This is a genomic window from Pseudomonas sp. DL (genome assembly GCF_047199225.1).
In the GTDB taxonomy this organism is placed as follows: domain Bacteria; phylum Pseudomonadota; class Gammaproteobacteria; order Pseudomonadales; family Pseudomonadaceae; genus Pseudomonas; species Pseudomonas aeruginosa.
In genome coordinates this window covers 5,678,936-5,703,958 of the sequence record NZ_CP178323.1, presented here as the reverse complement: position 1 = coordinate 5,703,958, position 25,023 = coordinate 5,678,936, and the positions used below count along the sequence as shown (strand labels likewise).

General features: G+C 67.3%; 19 protein-coding genes. 13 read left to right on the top strand and 6 right to left on the bottom strand.

All coding sequences use genetic code 11. The annotated features are described in order from the left end of the window. Positions 1-21 precede the first annotated feature (21 nt). Together ACI766_RS26690 and ACI766_RS26685 are read right to left on the bottom strand one after the other, a co-directional pair. Positions 22-1,647, bottom strand: a complete 1,626-nt coding sequence (locus ACI766_RS26690; protein WP_003099990.1) for a methyl-accepting chemotaxis protein — start codon at positions 1,645-1,647, stop codon at positions 22-24. Positions 1,648-1,703: 56 nt separating this feature from the next. After that, complete coding sequence (locus tag ACI766_RS26685; RefSeq protein ID WP_019372223.1) at positions 1,704-2,642, bottom strand: LysR substrate-binding domain-containing protein; 939 nt, start codon at positions 2,640-2,642, stop codon at positions 1,704-1,706. A 619-nt stretch (positions 2,643-3,261) separates the two neighbouring features. Between ACI766_RS26685 and ACI766_RS26680 the strand changes: the two genes are divergently transcribed. The 8 genes from ACI766_RS26680 (at position 3,262) to ACI766_RS26645 (ending at position 11,303) form a co-directional block, all read left to right on the top strand. Further along, positions 3,262-4,386 carry a branched-chain amino acid ABC transporter substrate-binding protein gene (locus tag ACI766_RS26680; protein ID WP_003099985.1) on the top strand — a complete coding sequence of 375 codons (1,125 nt, stop codon included), beginning with the start codon at positions 3,262-3,264 and terminating at the stop codon, positions 4,384-4,386. Positions 4,387-4,620: 234 nt separating this feature from the next. Continuing rightward, positions 4,621-5,535, top strand: coding sequence for an ABC transporter permease subunit (locus ACI766_RS26675; RefSeq protein ID WP_003095571.1), 915 nt, complete (start codon positions 4,621-4,623; stop codon positions 5,533-5,535). Between the two features lie 10 nt (positions 5,536-5,545). Next, positions 5,546-6,823 (top strand): high-affinity branched-chain amino acid ABC transporter permease LivM, encoded by a 1,278-nt coding sequence (gene livM, locus ACI766_RS26670; RefSeq protein ID WP_003099983.1) that lies wholly within the window; start codon positions 5,546-5,548, stop codon positions 6,821-6,823. Then, positions 6,820-7,692, top strand: a complete 873-nt coding sequence (locus tag ACI766_RS26665; RefSeq protein WP_003095566.1) for an ATP-binding cassette domain-containing protein — start codon at positions 6,820-6,822, stop codon at positions 7,690-7,692. Before livM ends, ACI766_RS26665 begins: the two co-directional genes overlap by 4 nt. Continuing rightward, the gene (locus tag ACI766_RS26660; protein ID WP_003095563.1) at positions 7,689-8,405 is read left to right on the top strand and encodes an ABC transporter ATP-binding protein; all 717 of its coding nucleotides are present in this window, start codon (positions 7,689-7,691) and stop codon (positions 8,403-8,405) included. Before ACI766_RS26665 ends, ACI766_RS26660 begins: the two co-directional genes overlap by 4 nt. A 70-nt stretch (positions 8,406-8,475) precedes the next feature. Beyond that, positions 8,476-9,408 (top strand): ornithine cyclodeaminase family protein, encoded by a 933-nt coding sequence (locus ACI766_RS26655; RefSeq protein WP_003099980.1) that lies wholly within the window; start codon positions 8,476-8,478, stop codon positions 9,406-9,408. Positions 9,409-9,764: 356 nt separating this feature from the next. After that, entirely contained in the window at positions 9,765-10,526 is a 762-nt protein-coding gene (locus ACI766_RS26650; protein WP_073652123.1) for an SDR family oxidoreductase, read from the top strand. A gap of 63 nt (positions 10,527-10,589) precedes the next feature. Beyond that, positions 10,590-11,303 (top strand): GntR family transcriptional regulator, encoded by a 714-nt coding sequence (locus tag ACI766_RS26645; RefSeq protein WP_003099978.1) that lies wholly within the window; start codon positions 10,590-10,592, stop codon positions 11,301-11,303. Here the strand turns inward: ACI766_RS26645 and ACI766_RS26640 are convergent. Together ACI766_RS26640 and ACI766_RS26635 are read right to left on the bottom strand one after the other, a co-directional pair. After that, positions 11,300-12,253, bottom strand: coding sequence for a PDR/VanB family oxidoreductase (locus ACI766_RS26640; protein ID WP_003121141.1), 954 nt, complete (start codon positions 12,251-12,253; stop codon positions 11,300-11,302). The genes ACI766_RS26645 and ACI766_RS26640 overlap by 4 nt on opposite strands. Before the next feature lie 14 nt (positions 12,254-12,267). After that, the gene (locus ACI766_RS26635) at positions 12,268-13,323 is read right to left on the bottom strand and encodes an aromatic ring-hydroxylating oxygenase subunit alpha (protein ID WP_003146261.1); all 1,056 of its coding nucleotides are present in this window, start codon (positions 13,321-13,323) and stop codon (positions 12,268-12,270) included. 378 nt (positions 13,324-13,701) lie between these two features. Between ACI766_RS26635 and ACI766_RS26630 the strand changes: the two genes are divergently transcribed. Further along, a complete protein-coding gene (locus ACI766_RS26630; protein WP_003095547.1) occupies positions 13,702-15,036 on the top strand; it encodes an MFS transporter in 1,335 nt (444 codons plus the stop codon). 14 nt (positions 15,037-15,050) lie between these two features. On the opposite strand, the gene ACI766_RS26625 is transcribed toward ACI766_RS26630, so the two are convergent. Further along, positions 15,051-15,947 (bottom strand): LysR family transcriptional regulator, encoded by an 897-nt coding sequence (locus ACI766_RS26625; protein WP_003095545.1) that lies wholly within the window; start codon positions 15,945-15,947, stop codon positions 15,051-15,053. 100 nt (positions 15,948-16,047) lie between these two features. Between ACI766_RS26625 and mdlC the strand changes: the two genes are divergently transcribed. From mdlC to ACI766_RS26605, 4 genes are all read left to right on the top strand, one after another. Continuing rightward, positions 16,048-17,634, top strand: coding sequence for a benzoylformate decarboxylase (gene mdlC, locus ACI766_RS26620; protein ID WP_003121139.1), 1,587 nt, complete (start codon positions 16,048-16,050; stop codon positions 17,632-17,634). A gap of 86 nt (positions 17,635-17,720) precedes the next feature. After that, positions 17,721-19,061, top strand: coding sequence for an MFS transporter (locus tag ACI766_RS26615; RefSeq protein ID WP_003112299.1), 1,341 nt, complete (start codon positions 17,721-17,723; stop codon positions 19,059-19,061). 22 nt (positions 19,062-19,083) lie between these two features. Beyond that, the gene (locus ACI766_RS26610; RefSeq protein ID WP_003107137.1) at positions 19,084-20,553 is read left to right on the top strand and encodes an aldehyde dehydrogenase family protein; all 1,470 of its coding nucleotides are present in this window, start codon (positions 19,084-19,086) and stop codon (positions 20,551-20,553) included. A 107-nt stretch (positions 20,554-20,660) separates the two neighbouring features. After that, positions 20,661-21,914, top strand: coding sequence for an OprD family porin (locus tag ACI766_RS26605; RefSeq protein ID WP_003121137.1), 1,254 nt, complete (start codon positions 20,661-20,663; stop codon positions 21,912-21,914). 144 nt (positions 21,915-22,058) lie between these two features. Here the strand turns inward: ACI766_RS26605 and ACI766_RS26600 are convergent, their stop codons facing one another. Then, the gene (locus ACI766_RS26600) at positions 22,059-24,995 is read right to left on the bottom strand and encodes a TonB-dependent receptor (protein WP_277610290.1); all 2,937 of its coding nucleotides are present in this window, start codon (positions 24,993-24,995) and stop codon (positions 22,059-22,061) included. Positions 24,996-25,023: the final 28 nt, after the last annotated feature.

The window sequence follows — 25,023 nt, the reverse complement described above, 5'->3', positions numbered from 1 at the left end:
GGCCGCTCCCTGCCGCGCTTGCTAGACGGTGAAGCGCTGGATCTGCTGCTCCAGTCCGTTTGCCAGCTTCGCCAGCTCGACACTGGAGGTGGAGGTCTTCACCGCGCCCTCGGCGACTTCGCCGATGCTGGCATTGAGCGAGTCGATGTTCTGGCTGACCTCGCTCGCGGTGGCGGTCTGTTCTTCCGTCGCCGTGGATATCTGCGCGTTGCTCTGGGCGATACCTTCGACCGCCTGGGCGATGAGACCGAGCGCCTTTCCCGCCTCGTGGGCGCGCTGGACGCTGACCTGGGCCTGCTCGCGTGACTGCTGCATCACGCTGACCGCGCTGCTGGCGCCTGCCTGCAGGGCTTCGATCATCTCGCGGATGGTTTCGGTGGCCTTGTGCGTATTGGTGGCCAGGCTGCGCACTTCATCGGCGACCACCGCGAACCCGCGCCCGGCCTCGCCCGCCCGTGCGGCTTCTATCGCGGCATTGAGGGCGAGCAGGTTGGTTTGCTGGGCGATGTTCTGGATGACTTCCAGAACGGTGCTGATTTCCTCGGTCTTGTTGCGTAGCGTGTCGATGACGGCTCCCGCCTCTCCGACCATGACCGACAGGCCCTGGATGGCGTCGAGGTTCGCATGCACGAGTCCGGTTCCGGTGTGCGCCTCGCTGTTCGCCGATTCCGCGCTGGCTGCGGCGGCCTGGGCGTTCCGCGCCACGTCCTGGACCGCCATGCTCATCTGGTGTACCGCCGTGGCGACCATGTCGGTCTGGTCGCCCTGGGACGTGGCGACATGGCTGACCTGGTTGCTGATGGCACTCATCTCGTCCGAGGTGATGGTGAGCTTCCTGGCTGTCTCGGCGAGATGCCGAAGCAGCGCCTGCTGGCTTTCCAGCATCATATTGAAGGCGCGCGCCGTATCGGACACTTCGTCGCGCCCGCGCGCATCGGCGCGGAGCGTGAGATTCGAGGAGTCCTGCACGCGGCGGATCACCCCGCGCAGATCGGAAAGCGGGCGCATGATCGACAGGCTGATGAACCAGGCCGCGGCGACGATGAGGACCAGGGCTGCGGCGCCGATGAGCAGGAAGGTGGTGCGCATGGAGTCGTAGCGTTTCTCCATCTGCTCGTTGAGCTTGGCGCCTTCACTGAGCTGCAGGTCGATCAGCGTCGACAGCGCGGTTCCCAGCGGATCGAACGCACCATACATCTCGCGATTGAACGTGCCGGCCTCGACGTTTCGCAGGCTTCCGGCCCTGGCCTGCTCGCCGTATGCCAGGGTCATCCGCTTGACCCGTTCCAGGGTGGGGACCAGCGACTCGATGATTTCCTTCTCGGCGGCAGTCCGGTGGTCTGCGGAATAGTCGGCCCACGACTTCTCGATGCGCGACAGCGCCCCACTCAACTCCTGCTGCAGGCGCTCTTCATCGAAGACCCCCGCACGGTACTTGTGCAGGGCGTCGACCACGCTGACCGCAACGGCGTCGGCGACGATCTTGAGCTGGCTGATGGGCTTCATCCGGTTGTTGAAAAGGTCCTGGAAGCTGGCATCGAGTCGACTGGCGTTGGCCAGCGCCATCGCGATGACCGTGACGAGCATCGTCAGCGGTAGCAGCGCCAGGACCAGCAGGCGGATTCGAACCGTGACGCCAGTGAGCATGGGACGTTCCGAGGTGAACCGAGTGAGAGTAAAGATGGTTCCGCGCAGCGGAAACGTCAAACCGGGCCGTGGCGCGTCTGGCGGGGGCCCGCTGAGGGTTGCTCCTGCTCCAGGCGCTCTACCATCCACTCGATGAAATGGCGCACCTTGGGGACTTCCGCGGCATGCTCGGGATAGGCCAGGTAGTAGGCCTCCTGGCTGGGCAGGGCGTGCGGCCAGGCGATCGCCAGCTTGCCTTCGGCGAGTTCCTCCTCGACCAGGAAGCGCGGTAGCAGGGCTACCCCGCAACCGGCCTGGGCGGCGCGGATGCACATGTAGAAGGTGTCGAAGCGTGGACCGTGGTAGCAACCCTGGCAATTTCGCTCCAGGCTGGTGAACCAGTCGTGCCAGGCCTCCGCGCGGCTGGCGTTCTGCAGCAGCACCAGCCCCGCCAGTTGGGTCGGTTCGTCCAGTCCGCCGGCCGGCAACAGGGATGGCGCGCAGACCGCCACCAGTTGTTCGCCGAACAGGCGGATGCACTCGGCGCCCGGCAGGGTGCCGGGGCCGAAGAAGAACGCCAGGTCGCAATGGCCCTGGCGCAGGTCGTCCGGTTCCAGTTCCTGGCGCAGGTCGAGGTGGATGTTCGGGTGGCGGTGGCGCCAGCCGTTCAGTTGCGGGATCAGCCAGCGCGCGCCGAAGGTCGGCGGGGTCGCCACTCGCAGCACTTCGGTCTCGCCGCCGTAGGAAAGCAGGAAGCGGGTGGACAGCTCTACCTGTTGCAGGATGCGTCGTACCTCGGCCAGGTACAGCTCGCCGGCCGGGGTCAGTTGCAAGCGCTTGCGCACCCGGCGGAACAGGGCGTGCTGCAGTTGCTCCTCGAGTTGCGCGACCTGCTTGCTCATGGCGCTCTGGGTCAGGCTCAACTCTTCGGCGGCGCGGGTGAAGCTCAGGTGCCGGGCTACCGCTTCGAAGCATTGCAGGGCGGTCATCGACGGCAGGCGGCGTTTGTTCAGCATGGCGGGTTTCCTGGCGCGGGTGGAGCGGGCGGAACGCGTTATATGAATAAACGGAATGACGTAGGGAGGAAAGCTCGCTTGCCGGAGTGCCGGGCGACGCTTATTACTGCCGGCAAGTCTCGCGATAGAGCATTCGCTGGCTTATGACGAATCCGTCACAGGGTTTTGCGCCGAACGTGGCGTCGCTAACGGATATGTTCATGTCGTATTCGAATCGACTTTTTCCGCCAAGTACCGAATTCCGGGAAGTTCATGTTCATATTAATTTTAAAAACCGCTCTGTCCTGCACTTTCATTGAAAAAGAGGACCTCAATTAGTGCGTGGAACGCACCAGTGACGTGCAGTTTCTAACCGCTTCAATATCGTTGTAGAGTTATTCCTAGGAACGGTTCAGGCCTTGTGAAGCCTGGGCTGTAGCTCTCCGAAGGGGATTCGGAGAAATGCCTAAATGACTGATTTCCAATAACAAAGATAAAAACGGAAAGGAGGGCTAAAGTTCTTGTGGCCGGCCACTCAGGAAAAAAACGAATGGCACGCCGCTTGCTCTGCCTGTTGAGCGAAACACAACAACAACATCGTAGTTACGAGCGCCAACATCATCCTCAGGAGCAACACCCCATGTCCAAGAAGCTGTTCAGAAAAGGCATCCTGGCTCTCGCGGTTTCATCCGTGATGGGTCTTTCCACGCATGCGCTGGCCGACGTCGTGATCGGCGTGGCCGGACCGCATACCGGCGCCAACGCCTCCTTCGGCGAGCAATACTGGCGCGGCGCGTCCCAGGCGGCGGAAGACATCAACGCGGCGGGTGGGATCAACGGCGAGAAGATCAAGCTGGTCAAGGCCGACGACGCCTGCGAACCGAAGCAGGCCGTGGCCGTGGCCAACCGCCTGGTGGACCAGGACAAGGCCATCGCCGTGGTCGGCCATTTCTGCTCTTCTTCGACCATCCCCGCATCCGAGGTCTACGACGAGGCCGGGATCATCGCCATCACCCCCGGTTCCACCAACCCGCAGGTCACCGAGCGCGGACTCTCCGGGATGTTCCGCATGTGCGGCCGCGACGACCAGCAGGGCGTGGTCGCCGGCGACTATATCGTCAACGTGCTCAAGGCCAAGAAGGTCGCGGTGATCCATGACAAGGACACCTACGGCCAGGGCCTGGCGGACGCCACCAGGGCGCAACTGAACAAGCTCGGCGTGAAAGAGGTTCTCTACGAGGGCCTGACCCGCGGCGAGAAGGACTTCAACGCGCTGGTCACCAAGATCCGCGCCTCCGGTGCCGAGGTCGTCTACTTCGGCGGCCTGCATCCGGAAGCCGGTCCGCTGGTACGGCAGATGCGTGAACAGGGACTGACCGCCAGGTTCATGTCCGACGACGGCGTGGTCACCGACGAACTGGCGACCACCGCCGGCGGTCCGCAGTACGTCAAGGGCGTGCTGATGACCTTCGGCGCCGACCCGCGGCTGATCCCCGACGGCAAGGCGGTGGTGGAGAAGTTCCGTGCCGGCGGTTTCGAGCCGGAAGGCTACACCCTCTACTCCTACGCCTCGATCCAGTCCCTGGCGGCGGCCTTCAACGGCGCCGGCGCCAACGATCCGGCCAAGGCCGCCGAGTGGCTGAAGTCGCATCCGGTGCAGACCGTGATGGGCAAGAAGGAATGGGACAAGAAGGGCGACCTGAAAGTCTCCGACTACGTGGTCTACGAGTGGGACGACAAGGGCAAGTACCACCAGTTGCCCTGATCGCGCTCGACCGCCATGCGCCGGGCACAGGCCCGGCGCATGGGTAAGTCCGGGAGCTGCTGAAGTGCTCGCCCGTGCTTGCCGCCGTAGTGCGGATTCACCGAAGACGTCTGCGTGTGGTCGGTCTGGAGTCCCGCGATCCGGGGCCGTTTCAGTAGCACCCGTCCGCTTTCACCGGCGAGCGCCGGCGCGCCTTACAAAGGCCGTCGCGATTCGCCCTGAAGAGACTGAAAAATGGACGGCATCTTCCTCCAGCAAATGATCAACGGGCTGACCCTCGGCTCGGTCTACGGCCTCATCGCCATCGGCTACACCATGGTCTACGGCATCATCGGCATGATCAACTTCGCCCACGGCGAGGTGTACATGATCTCCGCCTACCTGTCGGCCATCGCCCTTGCCCTGCTGGCCTTCTTCGGCCTGCAGAACTTCCCGCTGCTGATCCTCGGCACCTTGCTGTTCACCGTGCTGGTGACCTGCACCTACGGCTGGGTGATCGAGCGCATCGCCTACAAGCCGCTGCGCAACTCCACGCGCCTGGCGCCGCTGATCTCGGCGATCGGCATGTCGCTGATCCTGCAGAACTACGTGCAGGTGGCGCAGGGACCGCGCCAGCAGGGGATCCCGACCCTGCTCGACGGCGCCCTGAAATTCCACGTCGGCGACGGTTTCGTCCAGCTCACCTACACCAAGCTGTTCATCCTGATCGCTTCGCTGATCGGCATGGCGGTGCTGACCTACGTGATCCGCTACACCAAGCTCGGGCGCATGTGCCGGGCGACCCAGCAGGACCGCAAGATGGCTTCGATCCTGGGGATCAACACCGACCGGGTGATCTCCTACGTGTTCGTCATCGGCGCGGCGATGGCCGCCCTGGCCGGGGTGCTGATCACCATGAACTACGGCACCTTCGACTTCTACGCCGGCTTCATCATCGGCATCAAGGCGTTCACCGCGGCGGTGCTCGGCGGCATCGGCTCGCTGCCCGGGGCGATGCTCGGCGGCCTGGTGCTGGGAGTGGCCGAGGCGCAGTTCTCGGGGATGGTCAACACCGACTACAAGGACGTGTTCGCCTTCTCGTTGCTGGTACTGATCCTGATCTTCCGTCCCCAGGGCCTGCTCGGCCGCCCGCAGATCGCCAAGGTGTAAGGGGACGACGATGAGCAACGAGACTTCCATCGATCTCAAGCAGTGCGTCCTCGATGCCGTGCTCTCCGGGTTGATCGCCCTGGTGGTGTTCGGCCCCATCGTCGGCGTGGTCCTCGACGGCTACGGCTTCAACCTGCATTACGAGCGGGTCGGCTGGATCATCGCGATCGTGATGGCCGGGCGCTTCCTGCTCAGCCTCTACCTGCAGACCCGCGGCGGGCGCGCCGTGCTGGAGCGCTTCGAGGGGGCTGGCAGCGGCGTCCACGTCCTGCCGCCGGGCTACAAGACCCGCTTGCGCTGGATCGTGCCGCTGATCCTGGTGGCCGCGGTGATCTTCCCGTTCTTCGCCAGCAAGTACCTGCTGGCGGTGGTCATCCTCGGCCTGATCTACGTGCTGCTGGGCCTGGGCCTGAACATCGTGGTCGGCCTCGCCGGGCTGCTCGACCTCGGCTACGTGGCCTTCTATGCCATTGGCGCCTATGGCCTGGCGCTGGGCTACCAGTACCTCGGCCTGGGCTTCTGGACCGTCCTGCCGCTGGCCGCGCTGACCGCCGCGGTGGCCGGGGCGATCCTCGGCTTCCCGGTGTTGCGCATGCATGGCGACTACCTGGCGATCGTCACCCTGGGCTTCGGCGAGATCATCCGCCTGGTACTGAACAACTGGCTGTCCTTCACCGGCGGGCCGAACGGCATGCCGGCGCCGGCGCCGACCTTCCTCGGCCTGGAGTTCGGCCGCCGGGCCAAGGATGGCGGGGTGCCGATCCACGAGTTCCTCGGCATCGCCTACAACCCCAACATGAAGTTCCTGTTCATCTACGTGGTGCTGTTCCTGGTCGTGCTGCTGGTGCTCTACATCAAGCACCGGCTGACCCGGATGCCGGTCGGGCGCGCCTGGGAGGCGCTGCGCGAGGACGAGATCGCCTGTCGCGCGATGGGCCTCAACCATGTGCTGGTGAAACTCTCGGCGTTCATGCTCGGCGCCTCCACCGCGGGACTGGCCGGGGTGTTCTTCGCCAGCTACCAGGGCTTCGTCAACCCGTCCTCGTTCAACTTCTTCGAGTCGGCGCTGATCCTCGCCATCGTCGTGCTCGGCGGCATGGGCTCGACGGTCGGGGTGGTGATCGCCGCCTTCGTCCTCACCGTGGCGCCGGAGCTGCTGCGCAGCTTCGCCGACATCCGCGTGCTGCTGCTCGGGATACTCATGGTGGTAATGATGATCTGGCGGCCGCGCGGGCTGATCCGCATCAGCCGGGTGGGCTTCGCCCCGCGCAAGGGGGTGGCGCCATGAGCGACAAGATCCTCAGCGTCGAGCACCTGATGATGCACTTCGGCGGCATCAAGGCGCTCAACGACGTCAACCTCGACGTCGAGCGCGGTTCGATCACCGCGCTGATCGGCCCCAACGGCGCCGGCAAGACCACCGTGTTCAACTGTCTCACCGGCTTCTACAAGGCCACCGGCGGCAACATCCTGCTCAACACCCAGGGGCGCACCACCGACGTCATCCAGGTGCTCGGCGAGCCGTTCCAGCTGGACGACTTCGTCAAGCCGCCGCAACTGGGCAGTCGCCTCTACTACAAGATGTTCGGCGGCACCCACCTGGTGAACCGCGCCGGGCTGGCGCGGACCTTCCAGAACATCCGCCTGTTCAAGGACATGTCGGTGGTGGAGAACCTGCTGGTGGCGCAGCACATGTTCGTCAACCGCAACCTGCTCGCCGGCATCCTCAACACTCCCGGCTATCGCCGCGCCGAGAGCGAGGCGCTGGACCACGCGTTCTACTGGCTGGAGGTGGTCGACCTGGTGGACTGCGCCAACCGCCTGGCCGGCGAGATGTCCTACGGCCAGCAGCGGCGCCTGGAGATCGCCCGGGCCATGTGCACGCGGCCGGAACTCATCTGCCTGGACGAACCGGCCGCCGGCCTCAACCCGGCCGAGACCCACGCCCTGAGCAACATCGTCCGCTACCTGCGCGACCACCACGGGATCACCGTACTGCTGATCGAGCATGACATGGGCATGGTGATGAACATCTCCGACCACATCATCGTGCTCGACCACGGCGACGTGATCGCCCGTGGCAACCCCGAACAGATCCGCCATGACGAGAAGGTGATCGCCGCCTATCTCGGTGCCGACGAAGAGGAGCTGTCATGAGCGCGGCGTTGCTGGAATTCCGTGAGGTGGACGTGTTCTACGGGCCGATCCAGGCGCTGAAGAAGGTCTCGCTGCAGGTCAACGAGGGCGAGACGGTGAGCCTGATCGGCGCCAACGGCGCGGGCAAGTCGACGCTGTTGATGTCGATCTTCGGCCAGCCGCGTGCGGCGGCCGGGCAGATCCTCTATCGCGGCCAGGACATCCGCCAGAAGTCGGCGCACTACGTGGCGTCCAACGGCATCGCGCAGTCGCCGGAAGGACGCCGGGTGTTCCCCGACATGAGCGTCGAGGAAAACCTGCTGATGGGTACCATTCCCATCGGCATGGACCACGCCGAGGAGGACATGCAGCGCATGTTCGAGCTGTTCCCGCGCCTGAAGGAGCGGCGCAACCAGCGCGCCATGACCATGTCCGGCGGCGAGCAGCAGATGCTCGCCATCGCCCGCGCGCTGATGAGCCGGCCGAAGTTGCTGTTGCTCGACGAGCCCTCCCTGGGCCTGGCGCCGATCGTGGTCAAGCAGATCTTCCAGACCCTGCGCGAGCTGGCCAGGAGCGGCATGACCATCTTCCTCGTCGAGCAGAACGCCAACCATGCGCTGAAGCTCTCCGACCGCGCCTACGTGATGGTCACCGGGGAAATCCGCATGAGCGGCAGCGGCGAAGAACTGCTCGGCAACCAGGAGGTGCGCAACGCCTATCTCGGCGGACATTGAGCGCGCCCCGCCCCGGCTGCCTGGCCGCCGGGGCGGGCGCTGCCCTGGAGCCACGGAGGAAACTCGACTTATGCACAGCCTGCGCTTTTTCAGCAACGCCGAGGTCGCCGAGCGCCTGGCTTATCCACAACTGATCGAGGCGTTGCGCATCGGCCTGGCCAAGCCTTGCAGCGCGCCGCTGCGCAACTGCCATGCCTTGCCGGCGCAGGCCTCGCTGCTACAGATGCCGGTGTGGCAAGCCGGCGCGGGGATCGGCGTGAAACTGGTGACGGTGTTCCCTGGCAATGGGGCGCGTGGCCTGCCGGCGGTGGCCGCGGTGTTCGCTCTGTTCGACGGCGAAGACGGTCGCCCACTGGCGTTGCTGGAGGCTTCGGAGCTGACCGCCCGGCGTACCGCCTGCAGCTCGGCGCTGGCCGCCGACTACCTGGCGCGGGACGATGCGCGGCGCCTGCTGGTGGTCGGCTGCGGAACCCTGGCTGCGCACATGGTGCGGGCCCACGCCTGCGTGCGCGACTATCGCCACATCGACATCTGGGGCCGCGATCCGGCCAAGGCCGCCGCGCTGGCCGCCCGGCTGCGCGAGGAGGGCTACCCGGCGCGAGCGGCCGACGGGTTGCGCGCGGCGGTGGAGGCGGCCGACTGCGTCAGTTGCGTTACCACCTCCCGCGAAGCGCTGGTGCGCGGCGCATGGCTGAAGCCGGGCGTCCATCTCGACCTGGTCGGCGCCTTCCTGCCGTCCATGCGCGAGACCGACGCCCTGGCGGTGGCGCGCGCGCGGGTCGTGGTGGATACCCGCGCAGGCGCGCTGGAAGAGGCCGGCGACCTGTTGCAGGCGATCGCCGAAGGCGCCATCGGGCGCGAGGCGATATCCACCGAACTGCGCGACTTGCTGGGCGGGGCAGGGCGGCGCGGCGATCCCGGGGAAATCACCCTGTTCAAGTCGGTGGGTTATGCGCTGGAGGACCTGGTCGCCGCGCGCCGGGTTGTGGATAACGCCGCCTGAGGTTGTTCAGGATTTCTGTGCGGGGGCTTGTGGATAAGGTGGGTAAGAACCGCCAAACCCCCGAATCGGCGAGGGTTATGCGTGGCTGGTCAGAAAATGAACAGCGCTCGCGCCAGGTACTTATCCCCAGCGCGTGGTCATCCCGCTGCCACAGTTGTTCAGGAAAACTGTGCGACGCCCTGTGGACAAGTTGGTGGCTGTTCGCTGCGGCCCAGGCACGGTGCGGGTTCCGCGAGGTTGGTCGTTTTTTGAGCAGACGCCTCGGCAAACTCGTGCGCAACTGTATGGCCAACCGGGCACGGCGAGGCTCTAGAATCCCCGGACATCGTTTTTCCGCCCCGTACGAGGAGATGCCCATGTCGTCCACCCTGTTCATCACCGGCGCCACCTCAGGCTTCGGCGAAGCCTGCGCCCGTCGTTTCGCCGAGGCCGGCTGGTCGCTGGTGCTCACCGGCCGTCGCGAGGAGCGTCTGCAAGCCCTGGCCGGTGAGCTTTCGGCGAAGACCCGGGTGTTGCCGCTGACCCTGGACGTGCGCGACCGCGCGGCGATGAGCGCGGCCGTGGACAACCTGCCGGAAGAGTTCGCCACCCTGCGCGGCCTGATCAACAACGCCGGCCTGGCGCTGGGCACCGACCCGGCGCAGTCCTGCGACCTGGACGACTGGGACACCATGGTCGACACCAACATCAAGGGCCTGCTCTACAGCACGCGCCTGCTGCTGCCGCGGCTGATCGGCCACGGCGCCGGGGCGAGCATCGTCAACCTGGGTTCGGTGGCCGGCAAGTGGCCCTATCCGGGTAGCCATGTCTACGGCGGCACCAAGGCTTTCGTCGAGCAATTCTCCCTGAACCTGCGTTGCGACCTGCAGGGCACCGGGGTGCGCGTGACCAACCTCGAGCCGGGGTTGTGCGAGAGCGAGTTCTCCCTGGTCCGCTTCGGCGGCGACCAGGCGCGCTACGACAAGACCTACGCCGGAGCCCATCCGATCCAGCCGGAAGACATCGCCGAGACCATCTTCTGGATCATGAACCAGCCCGCCCACCTGAACATCAACAGCCTCGAGATCATGCCGGTGAGCCAGTCCTGGGCCGGCTTCGCCATCCACCGCGAAAGCTGACCGGCGGAGGCGGCCGGGGCACGCTATGATGCCCCGGTCGTCCCGATCGAATAAGCGAATTCCATGAGCAAACCGGGCCAACGCGTGCTGGCCGAGCTACGCAAGCTGATCGCTTCCGGCGAACTCGCCGCCGGCGAGCGCATCGTCGAGATTCCCACCGCCGAACGCCTGCAGGTCTCGCGCATGCCGGTGCGCATCGCCCTGCGTACCCTTGAGCAGGAAGGCCTGCTGTGCAAGACCGGGCGCGGCTACAGGGTGCGCGCGGTGACCCGCGAGGATATCGCCGGCGCGGTCGAGGTGCGCGGCGTTCTGGAAGGCCTGGCGGCACGCCAGGCGGCCGAGCGCGGGCTGTCCGCCGAGGCACGGGCGACCCTGGAGGAATGCCTGGCCGAGGGCGACCGATTGTTCGCCAACGGCCAGGTCCTGCTGGAGGAGCTGGAGCGCTACCAGCGCATGAACATGCGTTTCCACCGCACCATCATCGAGGCCAGCGGCAACCCGGCGATCGCCGTGGCGCTGGCGCGCAACGACCACCTGCCGTTCGCCTCGGTGAGCGCCCTGGCGGTGGATCGCGACAATCTCGAGCAGGAATTCCGCCGTTTCAACTTCGCCCACATGCAGCACCACGCGGTGGTCGACGCGCTGGTCAACGGCCAGGGGGCGCGCGCCGAGGCGATCATGCGCGAGCACGCCAACGCGACCCTGCGCTACGCCGACTACTTCGATCCGGCGCGGCAGGGTGTCACCGTGCTTCACGGCGACGTCGCCGCCGACTAGAGATCCAGCACCAGCCGTGGGCTGCGCGAACGCGAACAGCAGGGCGTGAAGCAATCGTTGGCGGCCTGCTCCTCTTCGCTGAGGTAGAGGTCGCGATGCTCCGGCTCGCCGTCCAGCACGCGGGTCAGGCAGGTGCCGCAGATGCCCTGCTCGCAGGAGGCCGGCAGGTCCACCCCGGCTTCGCGCAGGGCCGCCAGCACGGTCTGCCCGGCGGCGACCCGGATCAGCGCCCCGTTGCTCGCCAACTGCACTTCGAAGGTGCCGTCCGCACTGGCGTCTCGTGGCGCGGCGGCGAAGTGCTCGCGATGCAAGCGGCTTGCTTCCCAGCCCAGTTCGCGGGCGCTTTCTTCGATCCACTGCATGAAGCCCGCCGGCCCGCAAAGGTATAGCTGGGCGTCGCGCGGACTGGTCGCCAGCAGGGCGCGAAGGTCCGCGCGCCGGCTGCTTTCGCCGTGGTCGAAGTGGCAGTGCACGCGGTCGGCGAAGGCGCACCGGCCAAGGTAGTCGACGAAGGCCGCGCGCTCGGCGGAATGCGCGCAGTAGTGCAACTGGAAGTCGGCGCCATCGCGGGCCAGGCGTTCGGCCATCGCCAGCAGCGGCGTGATGCCGATGCCGCCGGCGAACAGCAGGCGCGGACCGGGCTCCGGCGACAGCGGGAAGAGATTGCGCGGCTCGCCGATGTGCAGCCGCTGGCCGACCCGCAGTTCGGCGTGCAGCGTGGCCGAGCCGCCGCGCGAATCGCGGCAGCGGAGTACGGCGATACGGTAGTGGCGCGGCCGTTCGGCGGGGCCGCAGAGGGAGTACTGGCGGACCAGGCCGTTGGGCAGGTGCAGGTCGATGTGTGCGCCCGGCTCGAAGGACGGCAGGGCCGCCCCGTCGGCCCGGAACAGTTCGAAGCTGTGGATATCCTGCGCCTCCAGGCGGATGGCGCCGACGATGACCTCGATCATGGCGAAGGCTCCCGTCAGGCCTGGGCGCGGTTGGGGGCGGCGGCCTGGCGCTCGTCCGCCAGCAGGCGCTCGATGATGCGCCGGGCCTGCACGCCGCCGGCGTCGATGTTCAGTTTCAGCAGGTCGCGCCGTGGATGGCGCAGCAGGTTGCGCTGCTGGCTTTCGAGCATTTCCAGGTCTTCGCCGAAGATCCTTCCCTGGCCTTCGCGAATGCTCTCGGTGAGCGCCTGGTCGTGAGCCTGGAAGTTGCGCGCCATGCCCCAGAAGTACCAGATGGAAGTGGCGCTCTCCGGGGTGATGAAGTCGACCACGATGCTCGCCGCCTTGCGCTCCGCCGGCGCCTGGTAGCCGCCGTGGCCGGCGTGGGCCACGCCGACCTCGATCAGCACGTGGCTGGGCGGCGTGAAGCGGCAGATCTGCCAGCGGTCCACCGCCACGTCGTCGGCCAGGCCGTTGCCGCGCAGAGCCATGCGCCAGAACGGCGGGGCCATGACATTCTGCATGTGGCGGCTGGTGATCACCTCGTCGCCTTCCACCCGCGTGGTCGGCGCGGCCTCGTCGATTTCCTTCTGGCCGATGCTGGACGCATGGACATAGGTCTCGTGGGTCAGGTCCATCAGGTTATCGATCATCAGGCGATAGTCGCAGTGGATGTGGTACAGCCCGCCGCCATAGGCCCAATCGGGGCTTTCCGCCCATTCCAGGCGGGGTATCAGCGCGGCGTCGGCCTGTTCTTCCGCGCCCGGCCAGACCCAGACGAAGCCGTGCCGTTCCTGCACCGGGAAGCGACGGATGCAGGGGAAGCCGCGGACCCGCTGGCCGGGCATCGCGCGGGTGCGACCGTCCTCGCCCATTGCCAGGCCGTGGTAGCCGCAGACCAGCACGCCGTCCTCGACGAAGCCCAGCGACAGCGGCGCGCCACGGTGCGGGCAGAAATCCTCGAGGGCCGCCACGCGGCCGTCCTCGCCTCGGTAGAAAACCATCGGCTCGTCGCAGATGCGTCGGCCGAGCGGCTTGCCGGCCAGTTCGTCGGGGGTGCAGGCCACGTACCAGGCGTTCTTCGGAAACATCGTCGGATCCTCTCGTTGTTTTTGTAATTGGATCCAATGATTCGCGAGGCAACTTTTCCAAGTCAACCGCTTCTGTACAAAAAATAATCTGTTCGATAGTCGCACATAAAAAACTTCAGGAATAAATTGCCAAATTATCTCGTTCCAGAGCCTTTCTCGGATTTCGCTGACAGTGGGATATCCGCTGGCCATCCGTTTTCTTGTCGCCAAAATGGATCCAATAGGATTGCGGCATCGACGCAACGGTGCCAGGGTGCCTGCGCTTGCCGTGCCTACAACAACAAGAAAAAGGGTCTTCCCGATGATGGATTCCTGCATTCCCGCGCCTCGCTCCCGCCTGCCGTCGCTTCTTTCCTGTCCGCTCGGGGAGGGCCGCCCATGAACCGGGACTTGCGCCGCGCTCTCGACGACGAACCGATGCGTCCGTTCCAGTGGCTGGCGGTGGCTGTGTGCATCGTGCTCAACCTGATCGATGGCTTCGACGTGCTGGTGATGGCCTTCACCGCATCCTCGGTGGCCGCCGAATGGAACCTTGGCGGCGCCGAGATCGGCCTGCTGCTCAGCGCCGGCCTCTTTGGCATGGCCGCCGGCTCGCTGTTCATCGCGCCCTGGGCCGACCGCTGGGGGCGCCGCCCGCTGATCCTCGCCTGCCTGGCGCTGTCGGGCCTGGGCATGCTCGCCTCGGCGCTGAGCCAGGCGGCCTGGCAACTGGCGTTGCTGCGCGGGCTGACCGGACTGGGTATCGGCGGCATCCTCGCCAGCAGCAACGTGATCGCCAGCGAGTACGCCTCGCGCCGCTGGCGCGGCCTGGCGGTAAGCCTGCAGTCCACCGGCTACGCGCTCGGCGCGACCCTTGGCGGACTGCTCGCGGTATGGCTGATCGGCGCCTGGGGCTGGCGCTCGGTGTTCGTCTTCGGCGCTGGCCTGACCCTGGCGGTGATCCCGCTGGTCTGCCTGTGCCTGCCGGAGTCGCTGGACTTCCTCCTGGCGCGCCGGCCGCCGCGGGCGTTGCAACGGGTCAACGCGCTGGCCCGGCGCCTGGGCCGCGCGGCGCTCGCGGAACTGCCGAGCCCGCCCGGTGGCGGAGCGGAGCACGGTAGCCGCCTCGCCCGGTTGCTTTGCGTTGCCCAGCGACGTACCACGCTGCTGCTCTGGGCGCTGTTTTTCCTGGTGATGTTCGGCTTCTACTTCATCATGAGCTGGACGCCGAAGCTGCTGGTCGCCGCCGGCCTGTCCACCGCCCAGGGCATCACCGGCGGCACCCTGCTGAGCATCGGCGGGATCTTCGGTGCCGCCTTGCTCGGCGGGCTTGCCGCGCGCTTTCGCCTGGAACGGGTGCTGGCGCTGTTCATGCTGCTTACCGCCGCTCTGCTCGCGCTGTTCTCGCTGAGCGCCGGGCTGCCCGGCGCGGCCTTGCCGCTGGGACTGCTGATCGGGCTTTGCGCCAACGCCTGCGTGGCCGGCCTGTATGCCCTGGCGCCGAGCCTCTACGACGCTTCGGTGCGCGCCACCGGGGTCGGCTGGGGGATCGGCGTCGGTCGCGGCGGGGCGATCCTCTCGCCGCTGGTGGCCGGGCTCCTGCTCGACGACGGCTGGCAGCCGCTGTCCCTCTATGGGGCGTTCGCGGCGGTGTTCGTCGCCGCGGCCGCCGTGTTGCCGCTGCTCGGTGCGCGGCGTCGCGAGCGCTCGCCGACGCTGGGAGACGCTGCGTGAGGGCCGCCGGCGTTTCAGCGTTGGGCGGCGATGATCGCCTCGGCGATGGTGGTGCGGAACCAGTTCAGCGCCGCCGAGCGTTCGCTGCTCTCGTGCCAGTGCAGGGAGACGTCGAACGGCGGCAGGGTGAAGGGCAGTTCGAGCATGCGCATGCCGCCTTCGGCGACGAAGCGATAGGCGATCTGCGCCGGCAGGATGGTCAGCAGCTCGGTACCGGGAATGATCTTCGGCAGCACCGAGAAGTGCGGCACCCGCAGGCTGATGCGGCGCTGCACCTGCATGGCCTCGAGCACGTCCTCGGCGATGCCGTGGCCGGAGGTACGGGTCACCACGATGTGCCGCTCGGCCAGGTACTGCTCCAGGCTCAGGCTGTCGCCGATCCGCGGGTGGCGGTCGCTGAGCAGGCACACGTAGCGCTCGTGCAGGACCCGCTGGCTGCGCGCGCCGGGCACCGGCTGGCGGCAAATCGCCGCGTCGACCTTGGCGCTGCTCAGCCAGGCGCCGACCTCGTCCACCTGCAGCGGCAGCACTTCCACTTCGGCGAACGGCGCGTCGCGGGTCAGGCGTTCGAGGATCAGCGAGAGGAAACCCACTTCGCCGAGATCGGTGAGGGCGATGCGGAAACGTCGCTCGGTGGTCGCCGGATCGAAGTGGCGAACGCTCTGTACCGCGCCCTCGATGCGCGTCAGCGACTCGCGGAAGGTGCCGTAGAGCTGCTCGGCGACGAAGGTCGGCTGGATGCCGTCGCGGGTGCGGGTGAACAACGCGTCGTCGAACAGTTCGCGCAGGCGCGCCAGGGCGTAGCTCACCGATGGCTGGGTGACGAACAGGCGCTCCGCGGCGAGGGTCACGCTGCCGGCTTCGTAGAGGGTGACGAAGGTGCGGATCAGGTTGAGATCGATCGGACTCATATAGACCAGTTCTATTTTTTATAGAAAGAGTATCGATTTGATTGATTATCGAGCGGCTGCAACAGTAGCGCAAATCCAGGAAACGAGCTTGAAGGCCTGCATGAAAACCGTCCATTCCGCGTCTTACGAGATCCTCCGTCGCCACGGCCTGACCACCGTCTTCGGCAACCCCGGCTCCAACGAGCTGCCGTTCCTCAAGGACTTCCCCGAGGATTTCCGCTACATCCTCGGCCTGCACGAGGGCGCGGTGGTCGGCATGGCCGATGGCTTCGCCCTGGCCAGCGGCCGCCCGGCCTTCGTCAACCTGCATGCGGCGGCTGGCACCGGCAACGGTATGGGTGCCCTGACCAACGCCTGGTACTCCCATAGCCCCCTGGTCATCACCGCCGGGCAGCAGGTGCGCTCGATGATCGGGGTCGAGGCGATGCTCGCCAACGTCGATGCCGGACAACTGCCCAAGCCGCTGGTGAAATGGAGCCACGAGCCGGCCTGCGCCCAGGATGTACCGCGCGCGCTGAGCCAGGCGATCCAGACCGCCAGCCTGCCGCCGCGGGCGCCGGTGTACCTGTCGATTCCCTACGACGACTGGGCGCAACCGGCGCCGGCCGGCGTCGAACACCTGGCTGCGCGCCAGGTCAGCGGCGCCGCGCTGCCCGCGCCGGCATTGCTGGCCGAACTCGGCGAGCGCCTGTCGCGCTCGCGCAACCCGGTGCTGGTGCTCGGTCCGGACGTCGACGGGGCGAATGCCAACGGCCTGGCCGTGGAACTGGCGGAGAAGCTGCGGATGCCGGCCTGGGTCGCGCCGTCGGCCTCGCGTTGTCCGTTCCCCACCCGCCATGCCTGCTTCCGCGGCGTGCTGCCGGCGGCCATCGCCGGGATCAGCCGGCTGCTGGACGGCCACGACCTGATCCTGGTGGTCGGCGCGCCGGTGTTCCGCTATCACCAGTTCGCCCCCGGCGATTACCTGCCGGCCGGCGCCGAGCTGGTGCAGGTCACCTGCGATCCCGGCGAAGCGGCACGGGCGCCGATGGGCGACGCGTTGGTCGGCGACATCGCGCTGACCCTCGAGGCACTGCTCGAACAGGTCCGCCCCAGTGCGCGGCCGTTGCCCGAGGCGCTGCCGCGACCGCCGGCGCTGGCCGAGGAGGGCGGACCGCTGCGGCCGGAAACCGTGTTCGACGTGATCGATGCGCTGGCGCCGCGCGACGCCATCTTCGTCAAGGAGTCGACTTCCACCGTGACCGCCTTCTGGCAGCGCGTGGAGATGCGCGAGCCGGGCAGCTACTTCTTCCCGGCCGCCGGTGGACTCGGCTTCGGCCTGCCGGCGGCGGTCGGCGCGCAACTGGCGCAGCCGCGGCGGCAGGTGATCGGGATCATCGGCGACGGCTCGGCCAACTATGGCATCACCGCACTCTGGAGCGCCGCGCAATACCGTGTGCCGGCGGTGTTCATCATCCTCAAGAACGGTACCTACGGCGCCCTGCGCTGGTTCGCCGGGGTGCTCGAGGTGCCCGATGCGCCGGGGCTCGACGTGCCCGGCCTGGACTTCTGCGCGATCGCCCGCGGCTATGGCGTCGAGGCGCTCCACGCGGCCACCCGCGAAGAACTGGAAAGCGCCTTGAAGCATGCCCTGGCCGCTGATCGCCCGGTTTTGATCGAGGTGCCGACGCAAACCATCGAACCCTGATGTTCCACGGCGCCGCCCCATGCCAGAGTGGGCGGTGCCGACCGACGCCCGCGTGCGCCCATAACAAGAACAAGAGAGAGGTTGGTATGAACAGGCAATCCGCTGCGGCGGTGATCGACGCTGCCCGCTTTAACCGTACTCACTGGCTGATCCTCGGCTGGGGGTGTTTCATCATGCTGTTCGACGGCTACGACATGGTCATCTACGGCTCGGTGGTGCCACGCCTGATGCAGGAGTGGCAGCTGAGCCCGGTGCAGGCCGGCACCCTCGGCAGTTGCGCGCTGTTCGGCATGCTCTTCGGCGGCACCCTGCTGGCGCCGCTGGCGGACCGTTTCGGCCGGCGCCGCCTGGTGATCGCCACCACCCTGCTGGCGAGCCTCGCCGCCTTCCTCACCGGGCACGCCCGCGACCCGCTGGAACTGGGCGCCGGACGCTTCTTCACCGGCCTGGCACTGGGCGCGCTGGTGCCCAGCGCGATCAACCTGATCAGCGAATTCGCCCCGGCCGGGCGGCGCAGCACCCTGGTCACGGTGATGTCGGCCTTCTACTCGGTGGGCGCGGTGCTCTCGGCGCTACTGGCGATCGCCATGATCCCCGCCTGGGGCTGGCAATCGGTGTTCTACGTGGCGGTGCTACCGGTACTGGCGGTGCCGCTGATGTTGCGCTGGTTGCCGGAGTCGGCGGCGTTCCTCGAACTCAAGGGCCGCCGCGCCGAACTGGACGCGCTGCTGCGCAAGGTCGATCCCGACTACCGGCCCGGCGCCGAGCGGGCGAACGCTGTCGCGGCCGAAGCGCCGAGCGGACGGGTCGCCCAGTTGTTCGAGGGGCGCCAGGCAGTGGGCACCCTGCTGCTGTGGGTGGCCTTCGCCATGTGCATGCTGATGAGCTACGGGCTCAACACCTGGTTGCCGAAACTGATGGCCGGCGGCGGCTACGCCCTCGGTTCGAGCCTGGCGTTCCTCGTCACCCTGAATGTCGGGGCGACCCTCGGTGCGTTGTTCGGCGGCTGGCTGGCCGACCGCCTTGGCGCCGGCCGCACCCTGGTGCTGTTCTTCGCCCTGGCCGCGGCCTCCCTGGCGGCCCTCGGCCTGGGGCCAGGCCCCTGGCTGCTCAACGGCCTGCTGGTGGTGGCCGGCGCCACCACCATCGGCACCCTGGCGGTGATCCATGCCTACGCCGCGCAGTTCTATCCGGCCTGGGTGCGCTCCACCGGGGTCGGCTGGGCCGCCGGCGTCGGCCGCCTCGGCGCCATCGCCGGGCCGATGCTCGGCGGCAGCCTGCTGGCCCTGGAGCTGCCGTTCCAGCAGAACTTCCTGGCCTTCGCCGCGCCCGGCGTGATCGGCGCGCTGGCGATCGCCTGCATCCACCTGCGGCCGCGCGTGCCGGCGGAAGCGTCCGTCGACGCGACGGCGAAGAAACCCCTGTGATTTTCGAAAGAGGAGAAGAGCGATGAGCGATTCCCGTTATACCGACCTCGGTCTCCAGCCCCTGGCCGGCGAGTGGCGCCACGGCCGGGCCGGCCGCCGGCTGAAGGTGAGCAACCCGTTCGACGGCAGCCTGTTGCTGGAGATCGAGCAGGCCGACCGCGACGACCTCGATGCCGCCTACGCCAAGGCCGCCGAGGTCCAGCCGGCATGGGCCGCGCTCGGGCCCTCGGCACGCGCGGCGGTACTGTACAAGGCGGTGGAGGTGTTCGACCGCCGCCACGAGGAGATCGTCGACTGGATCATCCGCGAGTCCGGCAGCACCCGCCTGAAGGCCGAGATCGAATGGGGCGCGGCGCGCGCGATCACCCTGGAGTCGGCGTCGTTCCCGGCACGGGTGCACGGGCGCATCGTCGAGTCCGACGTGCCGGGCAAGGAAAGCCGGGTCTACCGCAGCGCCATCGGCGTGGTCGGGGTGATCAGCCCGTGGAACTTCCCGCTGCACCTGACCCAGCGTTCCATCGCCCCGGCCCTGGCGCTGGGCAACGCGGTGGTGGTCAAGCCGGCCAGCGACACGCCGGTCTGCGGCGGACTGCTGCTGGCGCGGATCTTCGAAGAGGCCGGGCTGCCGGCCGGGCTGTTCAGCGTGGTGGTCGGCCCCGGCAGCGAGATCGGCGACGCCTTCGTCGAGCACCCGGTGCCGGGCCTGGTGACCTTCACCGGATCGACCCCGGTGGGCCGCAACATCGGCCGCATCGCCAGCGGCGGCGCGCACCTCAAGCACGTGGCGCTGGAGCTGGGCGGCAACAGTCCGTTCGTGGTGCTCGGCGACGCCGATCTGGAGCAGGCGGTGAATGCCGCGGTGTTCGGCAAGTTCCTCCACCAGGGGCAGATCTGCATGGCGATCAACCGCATCATCGTCGAGGACAGCCTCTACGACGCTTTCGCCGCGCGCTTCGTCGAGCGGGTCAAGGGTCTCCGGGTCGGCGATCCGCAGCGCGCCGATACCGCGGTCGGGCCGATCGTCAACGCGCGCCAGCTCGAAGGCCTGCTGGAAAAGATCCGCCTGGCCCGCCAGGAAGGCGCCAAGCCGCTGTACGAGGGCGGCGTCGATGGGCAGTTGCTGGCTCCGCACGTATTCGGCGAGGTCACCGCGACGATGGAGATCGCCCGCGATGAAATCTTCGGCCCGCTGGTCGGCCTGCTCCGCGCGCGCGACGAGGCGCATGCGCTGGAGTTGGCCAACGCCAGCGAATACGGGCTGTCCAGCGCGGTGTTCAGCCGCGACCTGGAACGCGCGGTGCGCTTTGCCCGCCAGCTTCGCGCGGGGATGACCCACGTCAACGACATTCCGGTGAACGACGAGGCCAACGCGCCCTTCGGCGGCGAGAAGAACTCCGGACTTGGCCGCTTCAACGGCGACTGGGCCATCGAGGAATTCACCACCGACCACTGGATCAGCGTGCAGCACGCGCCGCGCCAGTACCCGTTCTGACCCTGGCGGCGGGGCCCGCGCCCCGCTGCTGACCCGACCGTCGTCGCCAGGTGGCCCGCAGAGGCTGCCGGGGCTCGGTCGTCCCTGAAAAACGGAGCACAATAACAATGAAAATCCGTCGTAAAACCGCAGTCCCGCGCAATGCAGGGGCGGTCCTGCCGATGCTCGCCTGTCTTGCCGCGCAAGCTGCCGAGGGCGGCTTCCTGGAGGATGCGAAGACCGACCTGGTCTTGCGCAACTATTACTTCAACCGCGATTTCCGCGACCACGATGCCGGCAAGAGCCTGGTGGACGAGTGGGCGCAGGGCTTCATCCTCAAGTTCAGTTCCGGCTATACCCCGGGCACGGTCGGCGTCGGCCTCGACGCCATCGGCCTGTTCGGCGTGAAGCTGAACAGCGGACGTGGCACCAGCAATTCCGAGCTTCTTCCGTTGCACGATGACGGTCGCGCGGCGGACAACTATGGGCGCGTCGGCGTGGCCGCCAAGCTGCGCGTTTCGGCCAGCGAACTGAAGATCGGCGAGATGCTCCCGGACATTCCGCTGTTGCGCTACGACGACGGACGCCTGCTGCCGCAGACGTTCCGCGGTTTCGCCGTGGTTTCCCGCGAGCTGCCGGGCCTGGCTCTGCAGGCCGGACGCTTCGACGCGGTGAGCCTGCGCAATTCGGCGGACATGCAGGACCTATCGGCCTGGAGCGCGCCGACGCAGAAATCGGACGGTTTCAACTATGCCGGCGCCGAGTACCGCTTCAACCGCGAGCGCACCCAACTGGGCCTGTGGCACGGGCAACTGGAGGACGTCTACCGGCAGAGCTACGCCAACCTGCTGCACAAGCAGCGTGTCGGCGACTGGACCCTGGGCGCCAACCTCGGCCTGTTCGTCGACCGCGACGACGGCGCCGCGCGCGCCGGAGAGATCGACAGCCATACCGTCTACGGCCTGTTTTCCGCCGGCATCGGCCTGCATACCTTCTACCTTGGCCTGCAGAAGGTCGGCGGCGACAGCGGCTGGCAATCGGTCTACGGCAGCAGTGGGCGGAGCATGGGCAACGACATGTTCAACGGCAACTTCACCAACGCCGACGAACGCTCCTGGCAGGTGCGCTACGACTACGATTTCGTCGGCCTCGGCTGGCCCGGCCTGATCGGCATGGTCCGCTACGGCCATGGCTCGAACGCCACCACCAAGGCCGGTAGCGGCGGCAAGGAATGGGAGCGCGATGTCGAGCTCGGCTACACCGTGCAGAGCGGTCCGCTGGCGCGGCTCAACGTGCGCCTCAACCACGCCAGCAACCGACGCAGCTTCAACAGCGACTTCGACCAGACGCGGCTGGTGGTGAGTTATCCGTTGTCGTGGTGACGGACGCTGTCTCGCCGCTCCTCCGGACAGTTCCGGAGGGACGGGGAGCGGGAGGCCCGGTGCTTCGGCGGATAGCCGCTGGGCGGTTATTCGCCCTACCGGAGCGGCGCTCCGCCGACAACGCCTGGAGGGGGAGAGGGCGGCTCAGAACTTCGCCTGCATCCCCACCCGCAGGGTACGCCCGGGCGCGGGCATGAAGCTCTGTGCCAGCGGGTCGAGGTAATAGCGGTCGGTGAGGTTCTGCAGCGAGGCATTCAGTTCGGTGTGCTCGAACAGCTTGTACTTGAGGAACAGGTCGAACAGCTGCACCGAGCGGTACTCGATCTGCGGTGTGGTGGCGCCGACCTGCCAGGGCTTGTCCGCCGTGGCGGTGGGGCCGGAGGTATAGGTCATGCGTCCGCCCAGGGTCAGGGCCTGGTCGAAGAAGCGCAGGCCGGCGGTCAGGTTGGTCGCCAGCCGCGGCGGGTTCTGCGTGTTGGTATAGGAGCCCATGAAGCTGCCCGGCGTGCAGTTCGGCGTGTTCTCGGTGCGCTGGTAGCGGTTGGCGCCGGCGCGCAGCCTGGCGGCGAAGGCGGCGTCGCAGGTCTCGGTCTTCAGGTAGTAGGTCGCCGACAGGTCGGCGAACACCCGCCCTGCGTCGTAGTGCGATTGCAGTTCGAGACCGCTGGTGCGGTAGCTGTCGGTGTTGCTGAAGGTCATCAGGCCCATCTGGCCCGGATCGTAATAGCGGGTGATGTAGTTCTTGATGGTGTTGTTGAAGTAGGCCAGCTTGATCGCCGCCGAGTCGCCGTCGGCCAACAGGCTGTCGCGCAGCGCGCTGGCACCGATCTCCCAGCTGCGCGAACGCTCGGGCTTGAGGTCCTTGCCCGGCTCGACCTGGAGGGTGCCCTGGCTGGTCTCGAACAGCGACGGCAGACGCAGGCCTTCGGTGTAGGAGGCGTAGACGAAGGTATCCGGGGCCAGCTCGAAATTGATCCCGAATGCCGGCGAGAAACCGCCGCCGCGGCTGCTGCCTTTCTTGCTGTAGTTGTAGCCGGTGACCACGTTGGTGACCCGCGAGGGATGGACCGTCACGTTGGCCGGGCCGAACTCGTCGAAGGGAATGCCTTCGAACGGATTGTTGGTGTTGTTGGTGACGATGCCGTTGTTGAGGCGCGGATCGGTGGCGTCGGTGTACTGGCCGTTCTGGTCGGGGAACCACATCATCGAGCCGTAGTAGCCGGGCCTGCTCACCGTGATGAAGCGCATGTCGCGATCCTCGCGCCGCGGCGAGGCGGAGATGCCGTTGTCCTTGCTGTTGAAGTGGCTGTAGCGGCCGCCGCCCCATAGCGTCAGGCGCTCGACCGGCTTGAGCTCGAGCTTGCCGTTGAGGCCGTATTCCTGGCGGGTGGCGTCCCTCAGGGTGCGGTTGGCGTTGATGTCGTGGAGGGTGGTGACCACGCTTTTCTGCGGCTGGATGTCTTCGACCTGGAACGAGCCGCCGAGGTCGAGCTTGAAATCGCCGAAGTCGGTTTCGAAGCGCGCCACGTTGTTCAGGTCGCCGCCGATGCGCCGGTTGTCCTGGCGCGTCCAGTTGCGATCGGAGCGATAGGCCTGGGAGCGCGGCGCCAGCACCGAGGTCAGCATGTCGCTCTTCGCCTCGGTCATCCACAGTCCGGTGCTGAGGTCCACCAGCGGATTGTTCTCGGGCAGGTAACGGTAGCGTGCGGTGTAGGTGTCGATCTTCACTTCGCTCAATGGGTACTGGTAGATGCCGGCGGTGCCGAAACGGAAGATGTCCGACGGCATGATCTCCCCGGTGCGCCCGTCGTAGCGACGATAGCCGAGGTCCAGGGTGTGCTCGTCGGCGATGCGCCAAGTCGCCTTGAGCAGGTAGGACTCGGTCTCCGACGACGAGTTGAGCACTTCCTCTCCCGCGTTGTAGACCTTGGCTACGCTGCTTTCCTCGCGACCGTAGCGGTTGTAGACGCGATAGCGGTCCTGGCCTTTCTTGCCGGAAAAGTAGTTGCCCTGGTTGCGCTGCGCATAGGCGGCGACCAGGTCCAGATGCTCGTTGCGGTAGGCGAAGGCGGCGCTGCCGGACTTGGCCTGGGAGCCGAACAGGCTGCCGCGGTCATCGTGCGGCACGCTGCTGAGATTCTCGGTCTTCGAACTGGCGCTGCGGTGCTGCGGGGCGACGCCGTTGTTCCAGACGTCGCCGGTGAAGCGCACGCCGAGGTCCTTGCCGTCGACCAGGATGTCCTTGACGCCGATGGTGCGCATTTCCACGCTGCCGCCGATCGCGCCCGAGCGGGTCGAGGGACCCTTGTCGACGGTCACGCTGCTGACCAGGTCGGGATCGATGTAGCTGCGCTGCTGGGTGCCGGCGTAGCCGCGGTAGACGTCCAGCGCCTGCTCCGCGCCGTCGACCCGCACCGCCACCCGGCTCTGCCCCTGGATGCCGCGGATGTTGACGTCCAGCGCGCCACCGTTGCGGCTGTCGCCGACCTGTACGCCCGGGATGCCCTGGAGCAGGTCACCCACGGAAACCCGGCCGAAGCGGTCGATGTCTTCGCTGGAGAGGTACACCGACGAGCGTGGCGCGGTATAGGTTTCCTTCTGCGGATCGGCCAGCTCGGCGGCCGAGACCACCACCGGCGACAGGTCGGCCGGGGCTTCTCCGGACATGCGCGGCTCGACCAGCAGGTAGGCGCCGGAGGTTCCCGCCGCGACCTGCAGGCCGGTGTTCGACAGGACTCGCTGCAAGCCTTCCAGTACGCTGTAGCGACCCTTGAGCGCCGGCGCCGTGCGGCCGCGGGTCAGCTCGGGGTCGAAGGACAGCAGCAGGCCCGACTGGCTGGCGAAGGCGCCCAGGGAGGCGCCCAGCGAACCCGCCGGGATGTCGTAGCTGCGCGGCGTGGCGTCGTCCAGGCGGGTAGCCGCGCTGTGCTGGCCGACGCTCTGCGCGTGGGCCAGGCCGCCGCCGAGCAGGCCGGCGCCGGCCGCCGACAGGCCGAGCAGGGCCCAGCGCAGGGCAAGGGTGAGCGGGGAGAGGCGCGACAAGGGGCGCGCCAGGCTGGGGATAGGGCGTTGTAGGGACATGACTTCTTCGCTCGCAGGGTTGGCGCCC

What these genes read in the sequence shown, in the direction of transcription:
- ACI766_RS26665 (WP_003095566.1), top strand. Translation starts at nt 6,820, where the DNA reads ATGAGCGACAAGATCCTCAGCGTCGAGCACCTGATGATGCACTTCGGC.
- ACI766_RS26675 (WP_003095571.1), top strand. Translation starts at nt 4,621, where the DNA reads ATGGACGGCATCTTCCTCCAGCAAATGATCAACGGGCTGACCCTCGGC.
- mdlC (WP_003121139.1), top strand. Translation starts at nt 16,048, where the DNA reads ATGAAAACCGTCCATTCCGCGTCTTACGAGATCCTCCGTCGCCACGGC.
- ACI766_RS26635 (WP_003146261.1), bottom strand. Translation starts at nt 13,323, where the DNA reads ATGTTTCCGAAGAACGCCTGGTACGTGGCCTGCACCCCCGACGAACTG.
- ACI766_RS26660 (WP_003095563.1), top strand. Translation starts at nt 7,689, where the DNA reads ATGAGCGCGGCGTTGCTGGAATTCCGTGAGGTGGACGTGTTCTACGGG.
- ACI766_RS26645 (WP_003099978.1), top strand. Translation starts at nt 10,590, where the DNA reads ATGAGCAAACCGGGCCAACGCGTGCTGGCCGAGCTACGCAAGCTGATC.
- ACI766_RS26600 (WP_277610290.1), bottom strand. Translation starts at nt 24,995, where the DNA reads ATGTCCCTACAACGCCCTATCCCCAGCCTGGCGCGCCCCTTGTCGCGC.
- livM (WP_003099983.1), top strand. Translation starts at nt 5,546, where the DNA reads ATGAGCAACGAGACTTCCATCGATCTCAAGCAGTGCGTCCTCGATGCC.
- ACI766_RS26685 (WP_019372223.1), bottom strand. Translation starts at nt 2,642, where the DNA reads ATGCTGAACAAACGCCGCCTGCCGTCGATGACCGCCCTGCAATGCTTC.
- ACI766_RS26680 (WP_003099985.1), top strand. Translation starts at nt 3,262, where the DNA reads ATGTCCAAGAAGCTGTTCAGAAAAGGCATCCTGGCTCTCGCGGTTTCA.
- ACI766_RS26655 (WP_003099980.1), top strand. Translation starts at nt 8,476, where the DNA reads ATGCACAGCCTGCGCTTTTTCAGCAACGCCGAGGTCGCCGAGCGCCTG.
- ACI766_RS26605 (WP_003121137.1), top strand. Translation starts at nt 20,661, where the DNA reads ATGAAAATCCGTCGTAAAACCGCAGTCCCGCGCAATGCAGGGGCGGTC.
- ACI766_RS26690 (WP_003099990.1), bottom strand. Translation starts at nt 1,647, where the DNA reads ATGCTCACTGGCGTCACGGTTCGAATCCGCCTGCTGGTCCTGGCGCTG.
- ACI766_RS26630 (WP_003095547.1), top strand. Translation starts at nt 13,702, where the DNA reads ATGAACCGGGACTTGCGCCGCGCTCTCGACGACGAACCGATGCGTCCG.
- ACI766_RS26615 (WP_003112299.1), top strand. Translation starts at nt 17,721, where the DNA reads ATGAACAGGCAATCCGCTGCGGCGGTGATCGACGCTGCCCGCTTTAAC.
- ACI766_RS26640 (WP_003121141.1), bottom strand. Translation starts at nt 12,253, where the DNA reads ATGATCGAGGTCATCGTCGGCGCCATCCGCCTGGAGGCGCAGGATATC.
- ACI766_RS26625 (WP_003095545.1), bottom strand. Translation starts at nt 15,947, where the DNA reads ATGAGTCCGATCGATCTCAACCTGATCCGCACCTTCGTCACCCTCTAC.
- ACI766_RS26650 (WP_073652123.1), top strand. Translation starts at nt 9,765, where the DNA reads ATGTCGTCCACCCTGTTCATCACCGGCGCCACCTCAGGCTTCGGCGAA.
- ACI766_RS26610 (WP_003107137.1), top strand. Translation starts at nt 19,084, where the DNA reads ATGAGCGATTCCCGTTATACCGACCTCGGTCTCCAGCCCCTGGCCGGC.